Below are 20,380 nucleotides of genomic sequence, written 5' to 3'. Positions count from 1 at the left end.
CGCCGCGGCGCCGGGATTGTCACACGGGCACTGCGGTGGTCGCCTTCACGCGGTCCAGCACGAAGCTGGTCTTGCAGTCCTGCACGCTCGGGTGCTTGAGCAGCGTGTCCATGATGAAGCGGCTGTAGTGCGCCATGTCGGCCACCACCACGCGCAAAAGGTAGTCCATCTCGCCCGTGAGCGAAGCGCACTCGACCACCTCGGGCCAGGTCTGCACGCTGGCGCGGAACACATCCATGGGATTGCGCTTGTGGCTTTCGGTGTGTTTTTCCAGGCGCACATTGAGGTAGGCGGTGAGCCCCAGGCCCACGGATTCGGGCGGCACCAGGGCCACGTAGCGCGCAATCACGCCCGCGTCTTCGAGCCGCTTGACCCGGCGCAGCACAGCGCTCGGGGACAGCCCCACCTGCTCGCCGATCACGTCGTAGGTCTCCCTGCCGTTTTCCTGCAAACGGCGCAGGATGGCCCGATCCAGCTTGTCAAGTGCGTTGGAAGCAGTCATGGCGCAGGATTTTACGAAATTGGAGCGTGCCGCGATGGCCCTTCATCAAACTCGGGTATGTCCCGATAGTGACACATGGGCCGAGCAAAGAACAATGAATGGCGCAAAAACGAACGGTCGTTCTTTTTTGCGAAAACCAAAAATATCCATCAACGGAGACAAGCACATGACCGGTTTCTTTGGCCGCCTTCTGCGGCGACTCGCGCTCGCCGCCACCGCTTCGACACTGCTCCTGGGGGCCAGTGCCCACGCACAGGCCGGGTACACGCAGACGCGCTACCCCATCGTGCTGGTGCACGGGCTGTTCGGCTTCGACTCGGCGCTGGGCGTGGACTACTTCTACGGCATTCCCGATGCGCTGCGCCAAGGGGGCGCCAAGGTCTATGTAGCCCAGGTCTCGGCCGCCAACAGCACCGAGGTGCGGGGCGAGCAGCTGCTGGCGCAGGTGAACAACATCCTGGCCATCACCGGTGCGGGCAAGGTGAACCTGGTGGGCCACTCGCACGGCGGCCCCACGGCGCGCTATGTGGCCGGGGTGGCACCGGGCAAGGTCGCCTCGGTGACCTCGGTGGGTGGGGTGAACCGAGGCTCGCGCGTGGCCGACATCGTGCGCGGCGTGGCACCTGCGGGCTCGGTCTCCGAAACCATTGCCAATGGCGCAGCCACGGCACTGGTGGCCCTGATCAACCTGACCTCGGGCGGCACCGGCCTGCCGCAGACACCTACGGCAGCCCTCGACTCGCTGACCACGGCCGGGTCGGCCGCCTTCAACCGCCGCTTTCCGCAAGGCGTGCCCACCAGCGGCTGCGGCAACGGTGCCGAGCTGGTCAATGGCGTGCGCTACTACTCCTGGACCGGCACCAAGACCCTGACCAACGTGCTGGACGCCAGCGACGCGCTGCTCGGCGTGCTGGGCCTGGTGTTCGGCGAGGCCAACGATGGCCTGGTCTCGGCCTGCTCCTCGCGGCTGGGCACCCACCTGGGCGACTACCGCCAGAACCACCTCGATGAGGTGAACCAGCTCGTGGGTCTGCGCGACTGGTTCTCGACCGACCCGGTCACGCTGTACCGCCAGCAGGCCAACCGCCTCAAGGCAGCCGGCCTGTAAATATTTGCGATGATCGGTGCCATGGACCGCCTGCCCCGCCCCGCTGTGACCGCCATTGCCCTGGCGCTGCTGGTCGCTGCCGTGCTCGGCTGGCGCGCCTGGCGGGCCGAGGCGAGCCAGGACAGCGGCCCGGGCCTCAGTGCAGCAGCGCTTACCGCGGATACGGCGCGGTCTGCGCGCACTGCGGCCTCGGCAGCGCTCACACCGGCGTCCGCAGCGCTCACCGCTGCGTCCTCGGCAGCCGGGGGCGCCGACCCCCTGCTGGTGCATGGCCTGCGCCACACACTGGAAGCTCTCATTGCAGAGGCCGGCGACGCCAGCGATCCCGATGCGCTCAAGCAGCGCCTGGCGCAGTTGGTGGGCCAGCGTTTTCCCGCGGCGCTGGCCACCCGCGCCCTGGCGCTGGCCGAGCGCTATGTGGACTACCGTGTGGCGCTGGGCGCCGTGACGCCGCCGCGCGACCCCAGCGATCCGCGCGCGCTGCGCGATGCCATCGAGGCACGCCAGAAGGTCCGGCAGCAGCATTTCCAGGACGACGAGTACGACGCCCTGTTCGCGCAAGAGGCCGAACTCGACCGCTACACCCTGGCGCGCCTGGAGATTGCGCGCAACACCCAGCTCTCGCCGCAGGAGCGTGCCAGCGCACTGCGCGCCGCTGAATCCGAACTCGCCCCCGAGCGCCGCGCCGAACGCGCGGCCGCCACGGCCCACCTGGATGCGGCCGCCCAGACCGCGGCCTTCAACGCCCAGGGTGTCGGCGATGTGCAACGCCATGTGGCGCGCAGCGCCCAGTACGGCGAGCAGGCCGCCCACGCCCTGGCCCAGCTGGACCGCGAAGAGCAGCACTGGCAAAGCCGGCTCGACGAACTCACCCAGGCCCGCGCCCGGCAGGGCGAGGCCGCTGCGCAGGCACTGCGCCAGCAGCTGTTCTCGGCCGAAGAGCTGCAGCGGGTGGACGCCGCCCTGGCCCTGCGCGCCCTGCAGGCCACGGCCCCACGCCCCTGACCGCTACTGCGCCCCTGCGGGAGGGTCTCGATTCCGAAGAACACCCATGCGGTAACAAAGGGTAAACCCTGTACAGATGCCTATACTGCGCGTTCCCGGAAATCAAGAGGATCCCGATGTCGCTCCGTAGCAGCTTGTTCAGCGTCGCCCTGGCCGCGGCGGCCACCGCCGCCCTGGCGCAGACCCCGTCCGCCCCGATGACCATCGTGGTGCCCTACCCCGCGGGCGGTCCGCTGGACACGTCGGCGCGCATCATCGCGGAGGGCGCGGCCGCACAACTGGGCGCCATCAAGGTGGAAAACAAGCCCGGCGCCGGTGGCGGCACCGGCGCCGACCTGGTGGCCAAGTCGCCCGCCGGCAGCAACCAGTTGCTGATGGGGGCCGTGGCCACCCACGCCGTGAACCCCTGGCTGTACAAGAACTTTCCGTACAACCCGATCAAGGACTTCAAGCCCATCTCGCTCGTGGCCCGCACGCCCAATGTGCTGGTGGTGAACGCCGAGCAGGCCGCCAAGCTGGGCATCAAGACCACACCCGACCTGGTGCAGTACCTCAAGAAGAACCCTGACCAGGCCAAGTACGGCTCGGGCGGCAACGGCAGCATCGGCCACATCTCGGCCGAGATGTTCAAGTCGCTCACCAACACCAAGATGGGCCACACGCCCTTTCAGGGATCGAACCCTGCACTGGCCGCGCTGCAATCAGGCCAGGTGCTGCTGGTGTTCGACAACCTCGCCTCGGCGCTGCCGCACATCCGCTCGGGCAAGCTGCTCGCGCTGGGCGTGACGACCCTGAGCCGCAACGAGGCCCTGCCCCAGGTGCCCAGCATCAACGACTCGGTCCAGGGCTTCAATGTGTCGACCTGGTTCGGCCTGTTCGCCCCCGCCGCCCTGCCCCAGGCCGATGCGCAGCGCTATGCGGCAGCGTTCACGGCAGTCATGCAGTCGCCCGCCGGCAAGGAAAAATTCAAGCAGATGGGCATCACGCCCGAAGAGCTCACGCTGGATGGTTTCGCGCAGTTCGTGCGCTCGGAGAACAGCAAGTACGAGTTCCTGATCCGCGCGGCGAAGATCAAGATCGAATAGGCGGCCGCGCGGCCCTCAGTCTCTGCCGATCTCGGCCAGGCAGGCAGCCATGACCTCGGGCTGCAGTGCCATTTCCACGTGCGCCGGACCGTCGAGAAAGCGGTTGTCCGCACCCGACAGCATGGCGGTGCTGGCCGGGAAGACGATGTTGTCGCAGTTGGAGTACCAGCACACGAAGCGCTGCGCACGCCCCTGCGGCTCCGCATGCAGCAGGGTCTTCACCCAGTCCCCCGCCAGGCTCATCTGGCGCCCATTGACGGCGCGGCTGAAGCGCCCGAGCCAGGTGCCGCCATGCGGCGTGCCCAAGGTCAGGATACGGTGCACGCGCGCATCGGCCGCATGTGCGCGCAGCCAGGCGCGCGCCGCCAGCCCCCCCATGCTGTGGCACAGCAGCACCGGTGCCATGCCGGTGGCGGCCGTCACGCGCAGCACCGCGTCCTCGATGATCGCGGCATAGTCGTCGATGGAGCCCATCACCGGCTCCAGGTTCACCGCCACGTGGGCATGGCCTTGCGCGCGCAGCGGCCCATGCCAGGGCAGCCACAACCCCCGGTTGCACATGAAGCCATGCACCAGCACCACACCGCGGCGGCCCGTGGCCTGCGCCGGCAACCAGTCGCCCACCGCCTGGTGGCGAAACGGCTGGCGCCAGCAGAACACCACCAGGGCCACCCAGACCTCGGCCCACCAGGCGCGCACCACCTGCCCGGTGCGCGCCCGGCGCGCGCCATCGCGCCCGTTGAGGTGGTGCATGAGCACGAACTCGACCGCCATCACCAGCCAGAACAGGGCCAGCGGCACCAGTGCCCCGAGCAGTGCCCGCACCGGGGACTGCGGCCATTGCCAGGCCAGCCAGGCGGCTTCGGCCAGCGCCAGGATCAGGAGAAGGATTTTTTGCCAGCGCGCAATCATGGTTTGCAGTGGAGTTGTTTCCGGTCAACGGAGGCTGTTCAAGGCCATTTTGAACAGGGTCTAATGGCATGCCCGCATTGTGCGGGCTCAGGAGAGGGACCTATGGACGCGGCCCAGACCATCCGCGACAGCATTGCCGATGTCACGGCACTGCGCCAGCAGCGCACGGGCGATACCGTGCTGGGCACCGCCGTGGCCACCGTCAAGACCCTGCAGGCCAGGCGCTTTTCCGGCACCTACGCCGACCTGATGGCCTCGCCCTCGTTCGGCCCGGCCGCCCGCTTCTTCCTTGAGGAACTCTACAGCGACCGCGACTACACGGCGCGCGACCAGCAATTCGCACGCATCGCGGGCACGCTGCAGACCATGTTTCCGCGCCCCGTGGTGGACACCGCCGTGGCACTGGCCGTGCTGCACGCCCAGACCGAGGTGCTGGACCAGGACATGGGCCGTGCCTGGCCGCAGGCCGATGCCAGTGCCAGTGCCAGCGTCATTGCCAGCGACGCTGTGCGCTACGTGGCCGCCTGGCGTGCCGTGGGCGACCGCAGCGGGCGCCAACAGCAGCTGGCGCGCGTGCTGGCCATGGGCCGCGACCTGGCGCGCCTGACCCGGGCGCCCGGCCTGCGCACCATGCTGCGCATGATGCGCGGGCCCGCCACGGCGGCGGGCATGGGTGCCCTGCAGCAGTTCCTTGAAGCGGGGTTCGACACCTTTGGCCAGCTCGCACGCCAGCGCGGTGCGGTCGAGCAGTTCCTGGCCACCATCGAGCAGCGCGAGCAGGCCTTGATGGTCCAGCTGTTCGACGGCGATGCTGTCACCTCGGGGACCGAACTGGCCCGCACCCTAGGACAAGCCCGGTAGCCGGCCTCCCGCCTGCACTTCCACAATCTGTGCCCATCTATCTACTGGTGAGCACAAGGAAAGCGCATGGAAAAGATCTGGCTCAAGAGCTACCCACCGGGCGTCCCGCATGACGTGAAGCCCGAGCAATACCGCTCTGTGGCCCATATGCTGGAGGAATCGTTCCGCAAGAACGCATCGAGCCCCTTCTCGGTCTGCATGGACCAGTGGATGTCGTACGGCGAGCTCGACCGCCTGTCCGGCGCGCTGGGCGCCTACCTGCAAGGCCTGGGGCTCGAACCCGGCGCACGCGTGGCCATCATGCTGCCCAATGTGCCGCAGTTCGGCGTGACCATGGCCGCCGTGCTGCGCGCCGGCTACACCTGCGTGAACGTGAACCCGCTGTACACGGCGCGCGAGCTGCAGCACCAGCTCAAGGATTCGGGCGCCACGGCCATCGTGATCCTGGAGAACTTTGCCCACACGCTGGCCGAGGTGATCGACAACACGGCCGTGCAGCATGTGGTCATGGCCTCCATGGGCGACCTGCTGGGCTTCTGGTTCGGCCACTGGATCACGTTTGCCGTGCGCCACCTGGCCAAGATGGTGCCGGCCTATGAGCTGCCGCTGACCAACGGCCGCAAGGTCGTGCCCTTCAAGAAGGCACTGGCCCTGGGCGAGCGCCGCAGCCTGGCGCCCAGCCAGGCCACGCTCGACTCCATCGCCTTCCTGCAGTACACGGGCGGCACCACCGGCCTGTCCAAGGGTGCCGTGCTCACGCACCGCTGCATCGTGGCCGCCACGCTGCAGGCCGAGGCCTGGTTCACCCCTGCGCTGTCCAAGGTGGGCGACCTCAGCAAAGCCAACAGCGTCGCGGCCCTGCCGCTGTACCACATCTTCGCGCTCACGCTGTGCCTGCTGGCCATCCGCCAGGGCTCCAGCCTCACGCTGATCCCGAACCCGCGCGACATCCCCAAGTTCGTGGCCGAGCTCAAGAAGCGTCCCTTCCACATGCTGCCCGCCGTGAACACCTTGTTCAATGCGCTGCTGCAGAACCCGCAGTTCCGCGCGCTCGACTTCTCGCACCTGTGCGTGTCGCAGGCCGGCGGCATGGCCGCCTCCGAGGGCACGGCCAAGCAGTGGCAGAAGGTCACGGGCAACACCATGATCGAAGGCTGGGGCATGAGCGAGACCTGCGCCATCGGCACCAACAACCCGGTGACCAACACCGAGTTCAGCGGCACCATCGGCCTGCCGCTGCCGGGCATCGACATCGCCATCAAGGACGATGCGGGCAACAGCCTGGCCCAGGGCGAATCGGGCGAGATCTGCATCCGCGGCCCCAACGTCATGACCGGCTACTACAACCAGCCCGAGGAGAACGCCAAGGCGTTCACGGCCGACGGCTTCATGCGCACCGGCGACATCGGCATCATGGACGAGCGCGGCTACACGCGCATCATCGACCGCAAGAAGGACATGATCCTGGTCAGTGGCTTCAACGTCTTCCCCAACGAGCTCGAGCAGGTCGTCTCGCTGTGCCCCGGCGTGGTCGAATGCGCGGCCATCGGCATCCCCGACGAAAAGCAGGGCGAGGCGATCAAGGTCTTCGTGATCAAGAGCGACCCGGCGCTGAGCGAGGAAGACGTGGCCCGCTTCTGCCAGGAGAACCTCACCGGCTACAAGCGCCCCAAGTACATCGAGTTCCGCGACGAGCTGCCCAAGAGCAACGTGGGCAAGATCCTGCGGCGCGAGCTGCGCACACCCACGGCTTAGTTGCCTCGGGGGGGCCGCGCGGCCGGGGCACGGGGTGGAAGTGCTACATTGCGCTCGCCCCGCACCACCGCCGCCGACAAAGCACCGTGAAGTTCCTGCTCCTGGAAGACCATCCCCTGTTCCGCCAGGCCCTCAAGGGCATCATGGCGCGGCTGGACCCGGCCGCCACGGTGTTCGAATGCGCCTCCTACGATGAGGCCCGCCCCCTGCTCGGCGACGACCTGGACCTGGTGCTGCTCGACCTGCGCCTGTCCGGGCTGGACGGAATGAAGGTCCTGGCCACACTGCGCAGCCAGCACCCGGCCTTGCCCGTGGTGGTGGTCTCGGCCTCGGAGGACCGGCACGAAGCCCTCGAGGTACTGCGCCTGGGCGCGCTCGGCTTCATTCCCAAGGCCTCGTCCGCCGAGGTGATGGAGCACGCCCTGCGCCTGGTGCTGGCGGGCGATGCCTACCTGCCCTCGCACCTGCTGCAGGACGGCGATGCGCTGGCCACGCCCACCCGCGACGGCGCCCTTGGCCTGACGGAGCGGCAGCAGCAGGTGATGCAGCTGATGGCGCAGGGCCAGTCGAACAAGCAGATCGGGCGCGCGCTGAACCTCACGGAAAACACCGTCAAGGTGCATGTGACGGCCATCCTGCGCGAACTCAACGTCAGCTCGCGGGCCCAGGCCATCGTGGCGCTGTTCCAGCGCGGCACCGGCCCGTCCTGACCGTCCCGCCCCATGCGCGACGCCGCCTGGACTGCCCGCATGCGCACCGAGCAGGTGCGGCTGATCTACCGGAACTACCCCTTCACGCTGAGCGCGAATTTCGGCCTGTGCCTGCTCGTGGTGGCCGCGCTGTGGAGCACGGTGCCCCCCGGGGCCTTGCTGGCATGGTGCGGGCTCAGCGGCGCCCTGACGGCCAAGGGTGCCTGGGACTACCTGCACTACCGGCGCGCCCTGTCCGGGCCCGTGCCGACGGACGTCGATGCGGCGCAGCAGCGCTTCGCCACCATCGCCTGGGGCACCGGCCTGGTATGGGGCGTGGCCGGGCTCGCACCGGCCCTGCTCCCATCGTCCCACGTGCACCAAGTCCTGTTCCCGGCCATCACCGGCATGGCCTTCGGCGGCGCCGCCTTCCTGTCCACGGACCGGCGGCTGTTCTACGGCTACATCGTGCCCATGCTGGGCCTCACCCTGCTGGGCGTGGCGGGCATGGAGTCCGGCGCCAGGGGGCTGTTCATCAGCCTGACCCTGGCCCTGGCCTTCGCCACGCTGGCCTTTGCGCACAACGTGCACGCGATGATCCAGCGCTCGCTGACGCTGCGCTTCGAGAACATGGACCTGATCGACGCACTGAAGCTACAGAAGGAGCAGGCCGACTACGCCAACCTGTCCAAGTCGCGCTTTCTCGCGGCCGCCAGCCACGACCTGCGCCAACCCATGCATGCGCTCGGCCTGCTATTCGAATCGCTGCGCCCGCGCATCGACGACGACCCGCCATCGCAGCACCTGCTGCACAGCATCACGGCCACCATCCACACGCTGGAGGAGCAGTTCAACGCCCTGCTGGACATCTCCAAGCTGGATGCCGGGGTGATCGCGTGCGACGTGCAAGCCATCCCGCTGTGGCGCACCCTGGCACGGATCGAGGCCGAGTTCGCCCCCGTGGCCGAGCGCAAGGGCCTGCGCTTTGCCCTGCATGGCCCGGCACCGGGCACGACCGTTCGCAGTGATGCAGCGCTGCTGGACCGCATGCTGCGCAACCTGGTGAGCAACGCCATCCAGCACACCCCGCAAGGCACGGTGCTGGTCGCTTGCCGCCTGCGGGCCGGCGCGGTACGCATCGAGGTGCGCGACAGCGGGCCGGGCATCGCCCCAGCGCTGCACCGGGAGATCTTCCAGGAGTTCTACCAGGTGCAGAACACCGAGCGGGACCGCAGCCACGGCGTCGGCCTGGGCCTGGCGATCGTGGACCGCCTGAGCCGCATGCTGGACCATCCGGTGTCGCTGCGCTCGGCCCCTGGCTGCGGCTCCACCTTCACGATCACAGTCCCCGTCTGCGATGCCGGCAGCGCCGCCGCGCCCGCCGGACCGCCGGCGGCCGCCCCGGCCACCGGCGGGCTGCAGTCGCTGCGGGGGCGCTCGATCGCGGCGATCGACGACGACCCCATCGTTCTGGAAGGCATGCGCCAGCTGTTCGAACACTGGGGCTGCACCTGGACCGCAGCGGCCAGCGCGGACGAGCTGCTGGCGCGACTGCGCTCGGGCGCTCCCCTGCCCGAGATCGTGATCAGCGACTACCGCCTGCGCGGCGGCGAGAACGGTGCGCAGGCCATCGCCAAGGTGGTGGCCTTTTGCGGCCACCCCGTCCCCGGCATTCTGGTGACGGGCGACACCGCGCCAGAGCGCCTGCGCGAGGCCACGGACAGCGGCCATGCCGTGCTGCACAAGCCGGTGCGTCCCGGCAAGCTGCGCGCCCTGCTGCTGCACCTGCTCGACCGCTCTACGACCTAAGTCTTAGCCGCTCAGTGCAATGGCCCGCCGGGCCGTTTTGCCCTGAAATCGCGGCATGACCGCCCCACCCTGCACGGCCCGCCGCCCCGGCGCGGCCCCTCACACCGCCCCGCTTCGCTGTACGCCATGGACACGGGTGTGAGGCGAGCCCCCCAGCGCGGCGTGGTCGCCGCCAGCCTCGCCCTGGCCCTGCTCCAGATCGCCTTTGTCGAATCCTCCTGGCTGCTGGCCCTCGTGCTGCCCCTGCAATGGGTGCTGGTGCTGCGCCCCATCGAGCGCCGGGAGTGGGTTCTGTTCGCCCTGGTCGGCCCCTTCTTCGTGGCCCAGAACTACATGGCCCTGCGTTCCGGCGCGTTTGCCTTTCGGCAGCAGGATTTCCTGCTCATGCCCTGGCATGAGCCCCTGCTGTGGATGGGCTGGTACCTGCACCTCGTGCGCTTCGTGAACGAGCCCGGTCGCAGCGTTCCGCTCGGGCCCGGCGCCTGGTTCGGGCTCCTGCTCACCGTGCTGGCGTTCTCCCTGTTCGGCAGCGACGCGCGGGCCCTGACCCTCGCCACCTCGGTCTCCTGCGCGGCCCTGCTCGCGCTGTTCCACACCCGTGCCGACCTGGCCTATGCCCTGTGCGCGGTCGCGCTTGGTGCACTGGTCGAGGGCGTGGGCGTGGGCGCCGGCCTGTGGCACTACCCCGGCTCGGGGCCGGTACCGATTCCGTTCTGGTCGCTGTCCATGTGGGTGTCGGTCGGCCTGCTGGGCCGCCGCTTCGCCGTGCCCCTGGCCGAAAGGCTGGCCTCTGCAGGAGCACGCCATGCATGAGCGCGGCAGTGCCCCGGCGATACGGCGTCTGGTGCAGTCCCTCACCGGGCGCCAGGCCAGGGAGGCGCCGTCGAGCACCTTGTTCATGCACCCCGAGCTGGTGCCAGCGGCCCCGGGCCAGGGGTTCAAGATCCGGGTCGCCCGGCGCTCGTCGGTGCTGCAAGACGCCCTGGGCCTGCTGAACCGGCGCTACCGCCAGCGGGGCTACGGCTCCCAGAGCCTGACCCTGTCGCCCGAGCGCATGACCATCGTGGCCTATGAAGACCGGCAGGTGATCGGCACGCTGACCGTTCAGCTCGACACCCGCCAGGGCATGCTGTCCGACGCGTGCTTCAAGGAGCCGCTCGACGCCTTCCGCGCCCGCGGTGCGTCTTTGTGCGAGTTCACCAAGCTGGCAACCGCCCCGCAAGCGCCAATGCCTGCCACACTGGCGTCCATGTTCCATGTGGCGTTCATCTTCGCGCACCAGGTCAACCAGGCCACGCATGCCGTGGTCGAGGTCAACCCGCGGCATGTGGCCTTCTACACGCGGGTGCTGGGCTTTGCCGCCCAGGGTGCGGCGGCGGACAACCCGCGCGTGAAGGCACCGGGCGTGCTGCTGGTGGCCGACTTCGCGCAGATCGGGCGCCAGTTGCAGGCGCGCGGCAACCAGGGGGCCGGGGAGCCGCCGCCGTTCTACTCGCACAGCTTCTCCAACGCCGAGGAGCAAGGCATACGCAACCGCATCCGGGCCGCACTGGCGCGGCAGAGGACGGCTCCATGAACGCCATGCCGTACCCGAAGCAGGCCCTGGACCGGGCGCTGGCGGAGTGGCACGACCTGCTCGGCGCCGACGGCGTGCTGGCCGCACCGGCGGCGGCCGAACGCTATGGCGCGGGCGGTGCACGCGCCATACCGGCGGCCCTGCGCCCGGCGACCGTGGCCAGCGTGGTGCAGATCGTGCGCATCGCCGCGCGGCACCGCATCCGCCTGCACCCCGTCAGCACCGGGCGCAACTGGGGCTACGGCGGCGCCTGCCCCCCTTCGGACCATTGCGTGGTGCTTGACCTGTCGCGGCTCAACCGCATCATCGCGTTAGACGCCGAACTGGGCACCGTGACCCTGGAACCCGGGGTCACCCAGGGGCAGCTGCGTGCGCACCTGGACCAGCTGGGCCTGCCCTTCATGGTGCCGACCACCGGCGCCGGCACCAGCACCAGCCTGGTGGGCAATGCGCTGGAGCGGGGCTACGGCATCACGCCGCATGCCGACCATTTCGACGCCGTCATCGCCCTCGAAGCCGTGCTGCCCGACGGCAGCCTCTACCGGCCCCGGCTCGCCACCTTGGGCGGCGAACGCATGGCGCCGGGCTACAAGTGGGGCATCGGCCCCTACCTGGACGGGCTGTTCTCGCAGTCGAACTTCGGCGTCGTCACGCAGATGACGATCGCGCTGGCCCGGCGCCCGCCGCATGTGGAAGCCTTCTACATCTTCCTGGATCGGCCGGACCAGCTGGCGCCGGCCATCGTGGCGCTGCGCGGGCTGCTGCGCTCCATGGGCGGGGTAATGGGCGGTGTCAACATCCTCAACGGCTACCGCCTGGCGTCGATGGCCTGCCCCTACCCCGCAGGGCCCCTGGCGCGCGGCGAGCCCCTGCAGGCCCAGGAGCTCGCCGGGCTGCTGCAGGCCCACCGCCTGGGCGCCTACCTGGTCGTGGGCAGCGTCTACAGCGAGGCACCGGTGGCCCGCGCGGCGATCGCAGCAATCCGGCGCGGCTTTGCCCACTGCAGCGGCCGCAGCGTCAGCCTGACCCGCCGCAAGGCCGCCTTGCTGCAGCGCCTGGCGCTGCGTTTCCCGCGCCTGGGCGCACGCCTGGGGCTGGGTCAGGACCAGGCCACGCGCATGCTCAGCGCCCTGAACCTGATGGAAGGCATTCCCGACGACCTGGCGCTGCGCCTGCCCTACTGGAAAACAGGCGCCCCGCTGCCCGACGAGCTGCCACGCGACCTCCTGAACGGAGAACGCGGCCTGATCTGGTACGCCCCGCTGGTGCCCATGGTGCCGGACACCGTGCTCGCCTTCGAGGCCATGGTCCACCGGGTGTGCCTGGCGCACGGATTCGAGCCCCTGATCACGCTCACCAGCTTGTCCGAGCGCTGCTTCGACAGCTCCGTGCCCCTGCTCTTCGATGGCCGCTCGCCCGCCGAGACGGAACGCGCCTGGCGCTGCTTCAACGCGCTGTTCGACGAAGGTCGCCAACTGGGCATCGTTCCCTACCGCGTGGGCTCACAGGCCTTCCACAAGCTCGAGGGCGGGGACGATCCTGCCCTGGCACTGGCCCGCCGCCTCCGGCAGTCGCTGGACCCCGACGGCATTCTCTCCCCGGGCCGATACAACCTCTGACGGCCCCGCCCCACCGGCGGACGTAAGACCGCGGGCGCTGCGCCCAACCCACCTCTGCTGCCGCGGAACGGTGGCCCTGGCGCACGATGAAGATGGCCCCATGCACGGGTTTTCACCAATTAGCAAACGTTTGCGCAAACGTTTGCTTTTAGTATGATCGCCGGGCGACCACGCACTGGCCAGGCATGCGCCGGGGCTTCCTCGCGCAATCCCGCACCGCTTTTCGGTGCCCATGCCTCGCCCACCATTCCAACAGGAGACACCATGCAGTTCACCCGCCGTTCCGTTCAGACCGCCGCCGCAGTTGCCGTGCTCGGCGCCATGCTTGCCAACCCGGTGTGGGCACAGGACAAGCCCAAGATCGCCCTGGTCATGAAGTCGCTGGCCAACGAGTTCTTCCGCACCATGGAAGACGGCGCCAAGGCGCACCAGAAGGCCCACGCCAGCGAGTACACGCTGCTGGCCAACGGCATCAAGAACGAGACCGACACGGCCGCCCAGATCAAGATGATCGAGCAGGCCGTGGCCCAGAAGGTCAGCGCCATCGTGCTGGCGCCGGCCGATTCCAAGGCCCTGGTGCCCGCCGTCAAGGCCGCCGTGGACAAGGGCATCATCGTGGTCAACATCGACAACCGCCTGGACAGCGATGCCCTGAAGGAAAAGGGCCTCACCGTGCCCTTCGTCGGCCCCGACAACCGCGCGGGCGCCAAGCTGGTGGGCGATCACCTGGCCAAGTCGCTCAAGTCGGGCGACAAGGTGGGCATCATCGAAGGCGTGTCCACCACCTTCAACGCGCAGCAGCGCACCCTGGGCTACAAGGACGCCATGCAGGCCGCGGGCATCACCGTGGTGGGCGTGCAGTCCGGCCAGTGGGAGATCGAGAAGGGCAACACCGTGGCCGCCGGCATGCTGCGCGAGCACCCCGACCTCACGGCCCTCCTGGCCGGCAACGACAGCATGGCGCTGGGCGTGGTGGCCGCCGTCAAGGCCGCGGGCAAGACCGGCAAGGTGCAGGTGGTGGGCTATGACAACATCGGCGCCATCAAGCCCATGCTGGCCGATGGCCGCGTGCTCGCCACCGCCGACCAGTACGCCGCCAAGCAGGCCGTGTTCGGCATCGAGCTGGCGCAAAAGGCCATCGCCGCCAAGACGCCCCAGGCCCAGCTGCCCGCCGAGGTGAAGACCGAGGTAGTGCTGGTCACCAAGGGCAGCAAGTAAGCTTTCTCCGCCGTCCCCATGAGCCAGCCACCCTCTTCGCCCCCTGCCGCCCCGCTGCTGTCGATTGCCGCAGTGGGCAAGGACTACACCGCCACCGTGCTCGATGGCGTGACGCTGTCGCTCAACGCCGGCGAGGTGCTGGCCCTCACGGGGGAGAACGGGGCGGGCAAGAGCACACTGTCCAAGATCGTCTGCGGGCTGGAGCAGGCCACGCGCGGCGGCATGCGCCTGGCCGGCGCAACCTATGCCCCGGCCTCGCGCCGCGAGGCCGAGCGCCTGGGCGTGCGCATGGTGATGCAGGAGCTGGGCCTGGTGCCCACGCTCACCGTGGCCGAGAACCTGCTCATGGGCCGCCTGCCGCACCGCGCAGGCTGGGTGCGCCAGGGCGCGCTGCATGCGGCCGCGCGCACGCAGCTGGCCAAGATCGGCCTGGAACACATCGACCCGGCCACGCCGGTGTCGCGCCTGGGCATCGGCCAGCAGCAGATGGTGGAGATCGCGCGCAACCTGCAGGACGACACGCGCATCCTGGTGCTCGATGAGCCCACGGCCATGCTCACTCCGCGCGAGACCAACTACCTGTTCGAGCAGATCGCGCGCCTGACGGCGCGCGGCGTGGCCATTGTCTACGTGTCGCACCGGCTGGAAGAGCTGCGCCGCATCGCCGACCGCGTGGCCGTGCTGCGCGACGGCCGCCTGGTCGACGCGCGCCCCATGGCCGGCCTGAGCGAGGACGACCTGGTGCAGCGCATGGTGGGCCGCTCGGTCAACGACCTGGAGCACCGCCCGCGCCGCACCGCCGGCCCGGTGGTCCTCAGCGCCCAGGGCATCGGCCGTGGCACGGCCGTGCAGGACGTGAGCCTGGAGCTGCGCGCGGGCGAGGTGTTCGGCATCGCGGGCCTGGTGGGCTCGGGCCGCACTGAACTCGTGCGCCTGCTGTTCGGCGCGGACCGCGCCGACCGGGGCAGCGTGACGCTGCACCCTGAGAATACCGCCGCAGGCACCGCACCGCGCGTGCTGCCGCGCGGCTTTGCCTCGCCGCTCCAAGCCATCGCCGCTGGCGTGGGCCTGGTCACCGAAGACCGCAAGTCCCAGGGCCTGCTGCTGGCCCAGTCCATTCGCGTCAACGCCACACTGTCGGACCTGTCCGCGATCTCGCGCGCGGGCTGGCTGCAGCGCGCCAAGGAAAACCGCCTGGTGCAGGGCTTCGTCCAGACGCTGGGCATCCGCTGCCGCAGCCCGGAGCAGCCCGTGGGCACGCTCTCGGGCGGCAACCAGCAGAAGGTGGTGTTCGCGCGCTGGCTGCACCGCGAAGGCCGGGTGCTGCTGCTCGACGAGCCCACGCGCGGCGTGGACGTGGGCGCGCGCGCCGAGCTCTATGGCGAACTCGACCGCATGGCCGCCAACGGGCGTGCCCTGCTCATGGTCTCGTCCGACCTGCGCGAACTGATGGCCATGGCCGACCGCATCGGCGTGATGAGCGCTGGCCGCCTGGTGGCCGTGTTCGAGCGCGGCCAGTGGTCCGAACAGTCGCTGCTGGCCGCCGCCTTCTCCGAGCCGGGCGGGCGCGAAGCCCCTGGCCCCTCCCCTTCTCCCTCTTCTCCCGCCACCGCATGAACGCCCCCGCATCCCCTGCCACCGCAGCGCCCCGCCCCACACCCGCCTGGCGCAGCCAGCTGGGCACTTACCTCGGCCTGCTGGCCGTGCTGGCAGGCATGGTGGCGCTGTTCTCCACGCTGTCCGAATACTTCTGGAGCGCCGAGACCTTCATCACCATCGCCAACGAAATCCCGGCGCTGGCCGTGATGGCCGTGGGCATGACCTTCGTGCTCATCATCGCGGGCATCGACCTGTCGGTGGGCTCGGTGATGGCGCTGTCCGCCGCGACTTCGGCCGCCGCCATCGTGCAGTGGAAATGGAGCGTGCCCGCCGCCGCGCTGCTGGCGCTGGCGACGGGGCTGATCTGCGGCACCGTCACGGGCGCCGTTTCCGTGGCCTGGCGCCTGCCGACCTTCATCGTCTCGCTGGGCATGCTCGAAGCCGTGCGCGGCGGTGCCTATGTGGTCACGGACTCGCGCACGCAGTATGTGGGCGACGCCATCTCGTGGCTGGCCGCACCCCTGCTCGGCGGCATCTCGGTGGCCTTTCTGATCGCGCTGCTGCTCGTGGTGGTGGCGCAGTTGGTGCTCACGCGCACGGTGTTCGGCCGCAGCGTGGTGGGCATAGGCACCAACGAAGAGGCCATGCGCCTGGCGGGCGTGGACCCGCGGCCCGTGCGCATCATCGTGTTCGCCATGACTGGCCTGCTGGCCGGCCTGGCCGGGCTGATGCAGTCGGCCCGGCTGGAGGCGGCCGACCCCAATGCCGGCACCGGCATGGAGCTGCAGGTGATCGCCGCCGTGGTGATCGGCGGTACCAGCCTGATGGGCGGGCGCGGCTCGGTGGTGAACACCGCTTTCGGCGTGCTGATCATCGCCGTGCTGGAGGCCGGCCTGGCCCAGGTGGGCGCCAGCGAGCCGAGCAAGCGCATCATCACCGGCGTGGTGATCGTCGCCGCCGTCATCGTGGACACCCTGCGCCAGCGGCGCGCAGCCGCGGCATGATCTCCCTGTCTCCGAACCTTTCCTGATTTCTGCATGGCTACCATCAAAGACGTCGCGCGGCACGCCGACGTATCGGTCACCACGGTATCCCACGTGGTCAACGGCACGCGCCATGTGAGCCCCGAAGGCCGTGCGCGCGTGGAAAAGGCCATCCGCGAGCTCGGCTATGTGCCCAGCGCCATTGCGCGCAGCTTGAAGAGTAACAACACGCGCACGCTGGGCATGCTGATCCCCAACAGCTCCAACCCCTACTTCGCCGAGATCGTGCATGCGGTGGAAGACCGCTGCTTCGGCGCGGGCTACAACGTCATTCTGTGCAACACCAATGACGAGGCGCACCGCCAGGGCAGCTACCTGCAGGTGCTGGCCGAGCGGCGCATCGACGGGCTGATCGTGGTTTCCACCGGGCACGACGCCACCCTGCCCACGCAACTGGCGGGCCTGTCCATCCCCACCGTGCTGGTGGACCGAGAGATCGAACTCACCGAGCAGCAGCCCTGCGACCTGGTCGAGACCGCCCACATGCAGGGCGGCCTGCTGGCCACGCGCCACCTGCTGTCGCTGGGCCACCGGCGCATCGCCTGCATCGGCGGCCCCGAGGGCATCGCCCCCAGCGAGCAGCGCATCGCCGGCTGGCGTTCTGCGCTGGCCGATGCCGGCTGCGGCCAGGGCGAGGGCCTGCTGTGGCACGGCAACTTTACCAGCCAGGGCGGCTACGAAGCCATGCATGCCGTGCTGCGTGCGCAGGATGCGCCCACCGCCGTCTTCGTCTGCAACGACCTCATGGCCATGGGCGCACTGTGCGCGGCGCACGAACGCGAACTGCGCGTACCCGAGGCCCTGTCCATCGTGGGCTTCGACGACATCGAGCTCACCGCCTTCACCAGCCCGCCGCTGACCACCGTGGCCCAGCCCAAACAGCGCATCGGTGCACTGGCGGTGGACATGCTGCTTGAGCGCATCGACGGCAAGCGCCAGGATGCGCGCAAGGTCATGCTGCAGCCCGAGTTGCGCGTGCGCGCCTCCACCGCGGAGGCCCGGCCATGACGACGAGCCCGGCGCACCCCACGGCACCCACCATCGCGGTGGTGGGCAGCCTCAACATGGACCTGGTGCTGCAGGTGGCCCAGGCCCCCGGCCCCGGCGAGACCGTGCTGGCCCAGGCCCTGCATCTGGTGCCCGGTGGCAAGGGTGGCAACCAGGCCGTGGCCTGCGCGCGCCAGGGCGCCCAGGTGCACCTGTTCGGCCGCGTGGGCGACGACGCCTATGGCCACACGCTGCGCGCCGGCCTGGCGCAGGACGGCATCGACCACACCGGTGTGCAGACCGACGCCACCGAGACCACGGGCGTGGCCGCGATCACCGTGGAAGCCACGGGGCAGAACCGCATCGTCGTGGTGCCGGGCGCCAATGGCCGCTTCGCGCTCGATGCGCCAGCGCTGGGCCCGGTGCTGGGCCGCGCCAGCAGCCTGGTGCTGCAGTTCGAGACCCCCTTGCCAGAGGTGCTGGCCGCAGCGCAGCAGGCCTTTGCGGCCGGCTGCCCCGTGCTGCTCAACCCCTCGCCCATCCAGCCCCTGCCCGAGGGCCTGTGGCCGCTGGTGCACACCCTGGTGGTCAACGAGGTGGAAGCCGCCGCCCTGGCCGGCACCGCCGTGGAGACCGTGGCCGACGCCGCCGTGGCGGCGCAGACACTGCGCGGCCTGGGCCCGGCCCAGGTGGTGGTGACCCTGGGCGCGCAGGGCGCCGTGGCCGCCGACGCCCGGGGCAGTACCCACCACCCCGGCATGCAGGTGCAGGTGGTGGACACCACTGCTGCGGGCGATACCTTCCTGGGGGCACTGGCCGTGGGCCTGGGGCAGGGCGAGCCCCTGAATGCCGCCGTGCGCGAAGGCATGCGCGCTGCCGCGTTGTGCGTGACGCAGGCCGGTGCCCAGCCCTCCATTCCCACCCGGGCCGCCGTGGCGGCCAGCCCCCAACCACCCGACTGGATCCCGCTGTGAAACGCACGACCTTGCTGCATGCCGAACTCTCCCACGCCATTGCCTGCCTGGGCCATGGCGACATGCTGGTGATCGGCGACGTGGGCCTGCCCATTCCGCCCGGGCCCCGGCGCATCGACCTGGCTCTGACGCCAGGCATCCCGGCCGTGGCCGATGTACTGCAAGCCGTGCTGGCGGAGATGCAGGTGGAGCGCGCCCTGATCGCGACCGAGGCCGTGGAACGCGCCGGCGGCGCCCTGCCCGGCTGGTGCCAGCTGCCCGTGGTGCCCGAGGCGCTGCCGCACGAGGACTTCAAGCGCCTGTGCCGCGAGGCCCGCGTGATGGTGCGCACGGGGGAATGCACGCCCTATGCGAACGTGGTCCTCTGCGCCGGTGTGACGTTCTGAAGCAATCTGCCCGGTGACGCGCGGGTTTTGGATAACCCGCCGCGCACGGGCCCTGGGTTAGGCTGACAGATCGCCGCAGCAGGCAAGCCAGCCGCTGCGCCACGCCCTCTGCCAGCCCGCCCTGATGTCCACGCCAGCCTCTTCCACGCCCTTTCTGCCCCCTGAAATCGCCGTACTGGAACGCGGCTGGCTGTCGGCCAACAACATCCTGTTCATCGGACACCACGACACGGCCGTGGTGGACACGGGCTACTGCAGCCATGCCGAGCAGACCGTGGCGCTGGTGCAGGCGGCCCTGGGCGGCAGGCCGCTGGACCGGGTGCTCAACACCCACCTGCACAGCGACCACTGCGGTGGCAACGCCGCGCTGCAGAAAGCCTGGCCGCGCGCGCTCACGGCCATACCGCCGGGCCAGGCCCGCCATGTGCGCCAGTGGGATGCCTATGCCCTGAGCTACACGCCCACCGGCCAGCAATGTCCCCCGTTCCGGGCCGACAGCCTGCTCGACCCGGGCTCCTGCGTGCTGCTGGGCGACCGCACCTGGCAGGTGCATGCCGCGCCCGGGCACGACACACACTCCATCGTGCTGTTCGAACCGCGCGATGCCATCCTGATCTCGGCCGATGCACTCTGGGAGAACGGTTTCGGCGTGGTCTTCCCCGAACTCGAAGGCGAGGATGCCTTTGCGCAGGTGGGCGCCACGCTGGACCTGATCGAGCGCCTGGCACCGCGCACGGTGATACCGGGCCACGGCCCGGTGTTCGCCGATGCGCCGCGCGCCATCGAGGGCGCGCGCCGCCGGCTCGATGGCTTTGTGCGCAACCCGCACAAGCATGCGCTCTATGCCGCCAAGGTATTGCTCAAGTACAAGCTGCTCGAATGGCAGCAGATCAGCCTGGCCGACCTCAGGGCCTGGACGGAAGCCACCCCTTACTTCGGCATGCTGCACGCACGGCATTTCGCCGAGCAGGAAGAAGTTGAATGGCTCGCCGGCCTGATGGACGACCTGATCCGCTCGGGCGCCGCCACGCGCCGGGGCGAGATGCTGCACAACGCCTGAAGACCGCCGGCTCCCTGCCGAGCCACCCCACCACAGCCTGTTGCCGCAATGCAACATCGGGCCATTTTCAGGGTCGGTATCCGGCCCCGTTGCAGCCAGATGTAATCAACATCAAATGATAATTGTTATCATTTGATGCTCCTGCAAACCTGCCGCATGCCCGGCTGCGCAGGCCCCAGCCAGCCGACACCG

At 69.6% G+C, this 20,380-nt stretch carries 19 protein-coding genes; 17 read left to right on the top strand and 2 right to left on the bottom strand.

The window, feature by feature from the left end:
• Nucleotides 1-19: 19 nt before the first annotated feature.
• Nucleotides 20-502, bottom strand: a complete 483-nt coding sequence (locus tag AC3WOH_RS03850) for an Lrp/AsnC family transcriptional regulator (RefSeq protein ID WP_184858796.1) — start codon at nt 500-502, stop codon at nt 20-22.
• A gap of 166 nt (nt 503-668) precedes the next feature.
• Between AC3WOH_RS03850 and AC3WOH_RS03845 the strand changes: the two genes are divergently transcribed.
• The 3 genes from AC3WOH_RS03845 (at nt 669) to AC3WOH_RS03835 (ending at nt 3,700) form a co-directional block, all read left to right on the top strand.
• Complete coding sequence (locus tag AC3WOH_RS03845) at nt 669-1,610, top strand: esterase/lipase family protein (protein ID WP_492228088.1); 942 nt, start codon at nt 669-671, stop codon at nt 1,608-1,610.
• A 21-nt stretch (nt 1,611-1,631) separates the two neighbouring features.
• The gene (locus AC3WOH_RS03840) at nt 1,632-2,615 is read left to right on the top strand and encodes a lipase secretion chaperone (RefSeq protein WP_492228087.1); all 984 of its coding nucleotides are present in this window, start codon (nt 1,632-1,634) and stop codon (nt 2,613-2,615) included.
• A gap of 116 nt (nt 2,616-2,731) precedes the next feature.
• Nucleotides 2,732-3,700 carry a Bug family tripartite tricarboxylate transporter substrate binding protein gene (locus AC3WOH_RS03835; RefSeq protein WP_492228086.1) on the top strand — a complete coding sequence of 323 codons (969 nt, stop codon included), beginning with the start codon at nt 2,732-2,734 and terminating at the stop codon, nt 3,698-3,700.
• A gap of 15 nt (nt 3,701-3,715) precedes the next feature.
• On the opposite strand, the gene AC3WOH_RS03830 is transcribed toward AC3WOH_RS03835, so the two are convergent.
• Nucleotides 3,716-4,612, bottom strand: coding sequence for an esterase/lipase family protein (locus AC3WOH_RS03830; protein WP_492228085.1), 897 nt, complete (start codon nt 4,610-4,612; stop codon nt 3,716-3,718).
• Nucleotides 4,613-4,714: 102 nt separating this feature from the next.
• Between AC3WOH_RS03830 and AC3WOH_RS03825 the strand changes: the two genes are divergently transcribed.
• The 14 genes from AC3WOH_RS03825 (at nt 4,715) to AC3WOH_RS03760 (ending at nt 20,188) form a co-directional block, all read left to right on the top strand.
• Complete coding sequence (locus AC3WOH_RS03825; RefSeq protein WP_492228084.1) at nt 4,715-5,473, top strand: FFLEELY motif protein; 759 nt, start codon at nt 4,715-4,717, stop codon at nt 5,471-5,473.
• A 66-nt stretch (nt 5,474-5,539) separates the two neighbouring features.
• The gene (locus AC3WOH_RS03820; RefSeq protein ID WP_492228083.1) at nt 5,540-7,228 is read left to right on the top strand and encodes an AMP-binding protein; all 1,689 of its coding nucleotides are present in this window, start codon (nt 5,540-5,542) and stop codon (nt 7,226-7,228) included.
• 86 nt (nt 7,229-7,314) lie between these two features.
• Complete coding sequence (locus AC3WOH_RS03815) at nt 7,315-7,938, top strand: LuxR C-terminal-related transcriptional regulator (RefSeq protein WP_492228082.1); 624 nt, start codon at nt 7,315-7,317, stop codon at nt 7,936-7,938.
• A 12-nt stretch (nt 7,939-7,950) separates the two neighbouring features.
• Nucleotides 7,951-9,726 carry an ATP-binding response regulator gene (locus AC3WOH_RS03810; RefSeq protein ID WP_492228081.1) on the top strand — a complete coding sequence of 592 codons (1,776 nt, stop codon included), beginning with the start codon at nt 7,951-7,953 and terminating at the stop codon, nt 9,724-9,726.
• 138 nt (nt 9,727-9,864) lie between these two features.
• Nucleotides 9,865-10,539, top strand: coding sequence for a hypothetical protein (locus AC3WOH_RS03805; RefSeq protein WP_492228080.1), 675 nt, complete (start codon nt 9,865-9,867; stop codon nt 10,537-10,539).
• Nucleotides 10,532-11,302: an N-acyl amino acid synthase FeeM domain-containing protein gene (locus AC3WOH_RS03800; protein ID WP_492228079.1), complete on the top strand. Its 771-nt coding sequence runs from the start codon at nt 10,532-10,534 to the stop codon at nt 11,300-11,302. The genes AC3WOH_RS03805 and AC3WOH_RS03800 overlap by 8 nt, the downstream gene beginning before the upstream one ends.
• A complete protein-coding gene (locus AC3WOH_RS03795) occupies nt 11,299-12,921 on the top strand; it encodes an FAD-binding oxidoreductase (RefSeq protein WP_492228078.1) in 1,623 nt (540 codons plus the stop codon). The genes AC3WOH_RS03800 and AC3WOH_RS03795 overlap by 4 nt, the downstream gene beginning before the upstream one ends.
• Nucleotides 12,922-13,185: 264 nt before the next feature.
• On the top strand, nt 13,186-14,139 hold the full coding sequence (locus AC3WOH_RS03790) for a sugar ABC transporter substrate-binding protein (RefSeq protein WP_492228077.1): 954 nt from the start codon (nt 13,186-13,188) through the stop codon (nt 14,137-14,139).
• Nucleotides 14,140-14,157: 18 nt separating this feature from the next.
• A complete protein-coding gene (locus AC3WOH_RS03785) occupies nt 14,158-15,756 on the top strand; it encodes a sugar ABC transporter ATP-binding protein (RefSeq protein ID WP_492228076.1) in 1,599 nt (532 codons plus the stop codon).
• A complete protein-coding gene (locus AC3WOH_RS03780; protein WP_492228075.1) occupies nt 15,753-16,742 on the top strand; it encodes an ABC transporter permease in 990 nt (329 codons plus the stop codon). The genes AC3WOH_RS03785 and AC3WOH_RS03780 overlap by 4 nt, the downstream gene beginning before the upstream one ends.
• Before the next feature lie 33 nt (nt 16,743-16,775).
• Nucleotides 16,776-17,789, top strand: coding sequence for a LacI family DNA-binding transcriptional regulator (locus tag AC3WOH_RS03775; protein ID WP_492228074.1), 1,014 nt, complete (start codon nt 16,776-16,778; stop codon nt 17,787-17,789).
• The gene (gene rbsK, locus AC3WOH_RS03770; RefSeq protein WP_492228073.1) at nt 17,786-18,742 is read left to right on the top strand and encodes a ribokinase; all 957 of its coding nucleotides are present in this window, start codon (nt 17,786-17,788) and stop codon (nt 18,740-18,742) included. The genes AC3WOH_RS03775 and rbsK overlap by 4 nt, the downstream gene beginning before the upstream one ends.
• Nucleotides 18,739-19,128 (top strand): D-ribose pyranase, encoded by a 390-nt coding sequence (gene rbsD, locus AC3WOH_RS03765; protein ID WP_492228072.1) that lies wholly within the window; start codon nt 18,739-18,741, stop codon nt 19,126-19,128. Before rbsK ends, rbsD begins: the two co-directional genes overlap by 4 nt.
• Before the next feature lie 124 nt (nt 19,129-19,252).
• Complete coding sequence (locus tag AC3WOH_RS03760) at nt 19,253-20,188, top strand: MBL fold metallo-hydrolase (RefSeq protein ID WP_492228071.1); 936 nt, start codon at nt 19,253-19,255, stop codon at nt 20,186-20,188.
• Nucleotides 20,189-20,380 lie beyond the last annotated feature (192 nt).

It is taken from the genome of Acidovorax sp. FW305-C-20-28 (assembly GCF_058783375.1).
This window is presented reverse-complemented; position numbering and strand designations above follow the sequence as displayed.

What these genes read in the sequence shown, in the direction of transcription:
- AC3WOH_RS03850 (WP_184858796.1), bottom strand. Translation starts at nt 502, where the DNA reads ATGACTGCTTCCAACGCACTTGACAAGCTGGATCGGGCCATCCTGCGC.
- AC3WOH_RS03845 (WP_492228088.1), top strand. Translation starts at nt 669, where the DNA reads ATGACCGGTTTCTTTGGCCGCCTTCTGCGGCGACTCGCGCTCGCCGCC.
- AC3WOH_RS03840 (WP_492228087.1), top strand. Translation starts at nt 1,632, where the DNA reads ATGGACCGCCTGCCCCGCCCCGCTGTGACCGCCATTGCCCTGGCGCTG.
- AC3WOH_RS03835 (WP_492228086.1), top strand. Translation starts at nt 2,732, where the DNA reads ATGTCGCTCCGTAGCAGCTTGTTCAGCGTCGCCCTGGCCGCGGCGGCC.
- AC3WOH_RS03830 (WP_492228085.1), bottom strand. Translation starts at nt 4,612, where the DNA reads ATGATTGCGCGCTGGCAAAAAATCCTTCTCCTGATCCTGGCGCTGGCC.
- AC3WOH_RS03825 (WP_492228084.1), top strand. Translation starts at nt 4,715, where the DNA reads ATGGACGCGGCCCAGACCATCCGCGACAGCATTGCCGATGTCACGGCA.
- AC3WOH_RS03820 (WP_492228083.1), top strand. Translation starts at nt 5,540, where the DNA reads ATGGAAAAGATCTGGCTCAAGAGCTACCCACCGGGCGTCCCGCATGAC.
- AC3WOH_RS03810 (WP_492228081.1), top strand. Translation starts at nt 7,951, where the DNA reads ATGCGCGACGCCGCCTGGACTGCCCGCATGCGCACCGAGCAGGTGCGG.
- AC3WOH_RS03800 (WP_492228079.1), top strand. Translation starts at nt 10,532, where the DNA reads ATGCATGAGCGCGGCAGTGCCCCGGCGATACGGCGTCTGGTGCAGTCC.
- AC3WOH_RS03795 (WP_492228078.1), top strand. Translation starts at nt 11,299, where the DNA reads ATGAACGCCATGCCGTACCCGAAGCAGGCCCTGGACCGGGCGCTGGCG.
- AC3WOH_RS03790 (WP_492228077.1), top strand. Translation starts at nt 13,186, where the DNA reads ATGCAGTTCACCCGCCGTTCCGTTCAGACCGCCGCCGCAGTTGCCGTG.
- AC3WOH_RS03785 (WP_492228076.1), top strand. Translation starts at nt 14,158, where the DNA reads ATGAGCCAGCCACCCTCTTCGCCCCCTGCCGCCCCGCTGCTGTCGATT.
- AC3WOH_RS03780 (WP_492228075.1), top strand. Translation starts at nt 15,753, where the DNA reads ATGAACGCCCCCGCATCCCCTGCCACCGCAGCGCCCCGCCCCACACCC.
- AC3WOH_RS03775 (WP_492228074.1), top strand. Translation starts at nt 16,776, where the DNA reads ATGGCTACCATCAAAGACGTCGCGCGGCACGCCGACGTATCGGTCACC.
- rbsK (WP_492228073.1), top strand. Translation starts at nt 17,786, where the DNA reads ATGACGACGAGCCCGGCGCACCCCACGGCACCCACCATCGCGGTGGTG.
- AC3WOH_RS03760 (WP_492228071.1), top strand. Translation starts at nt 19,253, where the DNA reads ATGTCCACGCCAGCCTCTTCCACGCCCTTTCTGCCCCCTGAAATCGCC.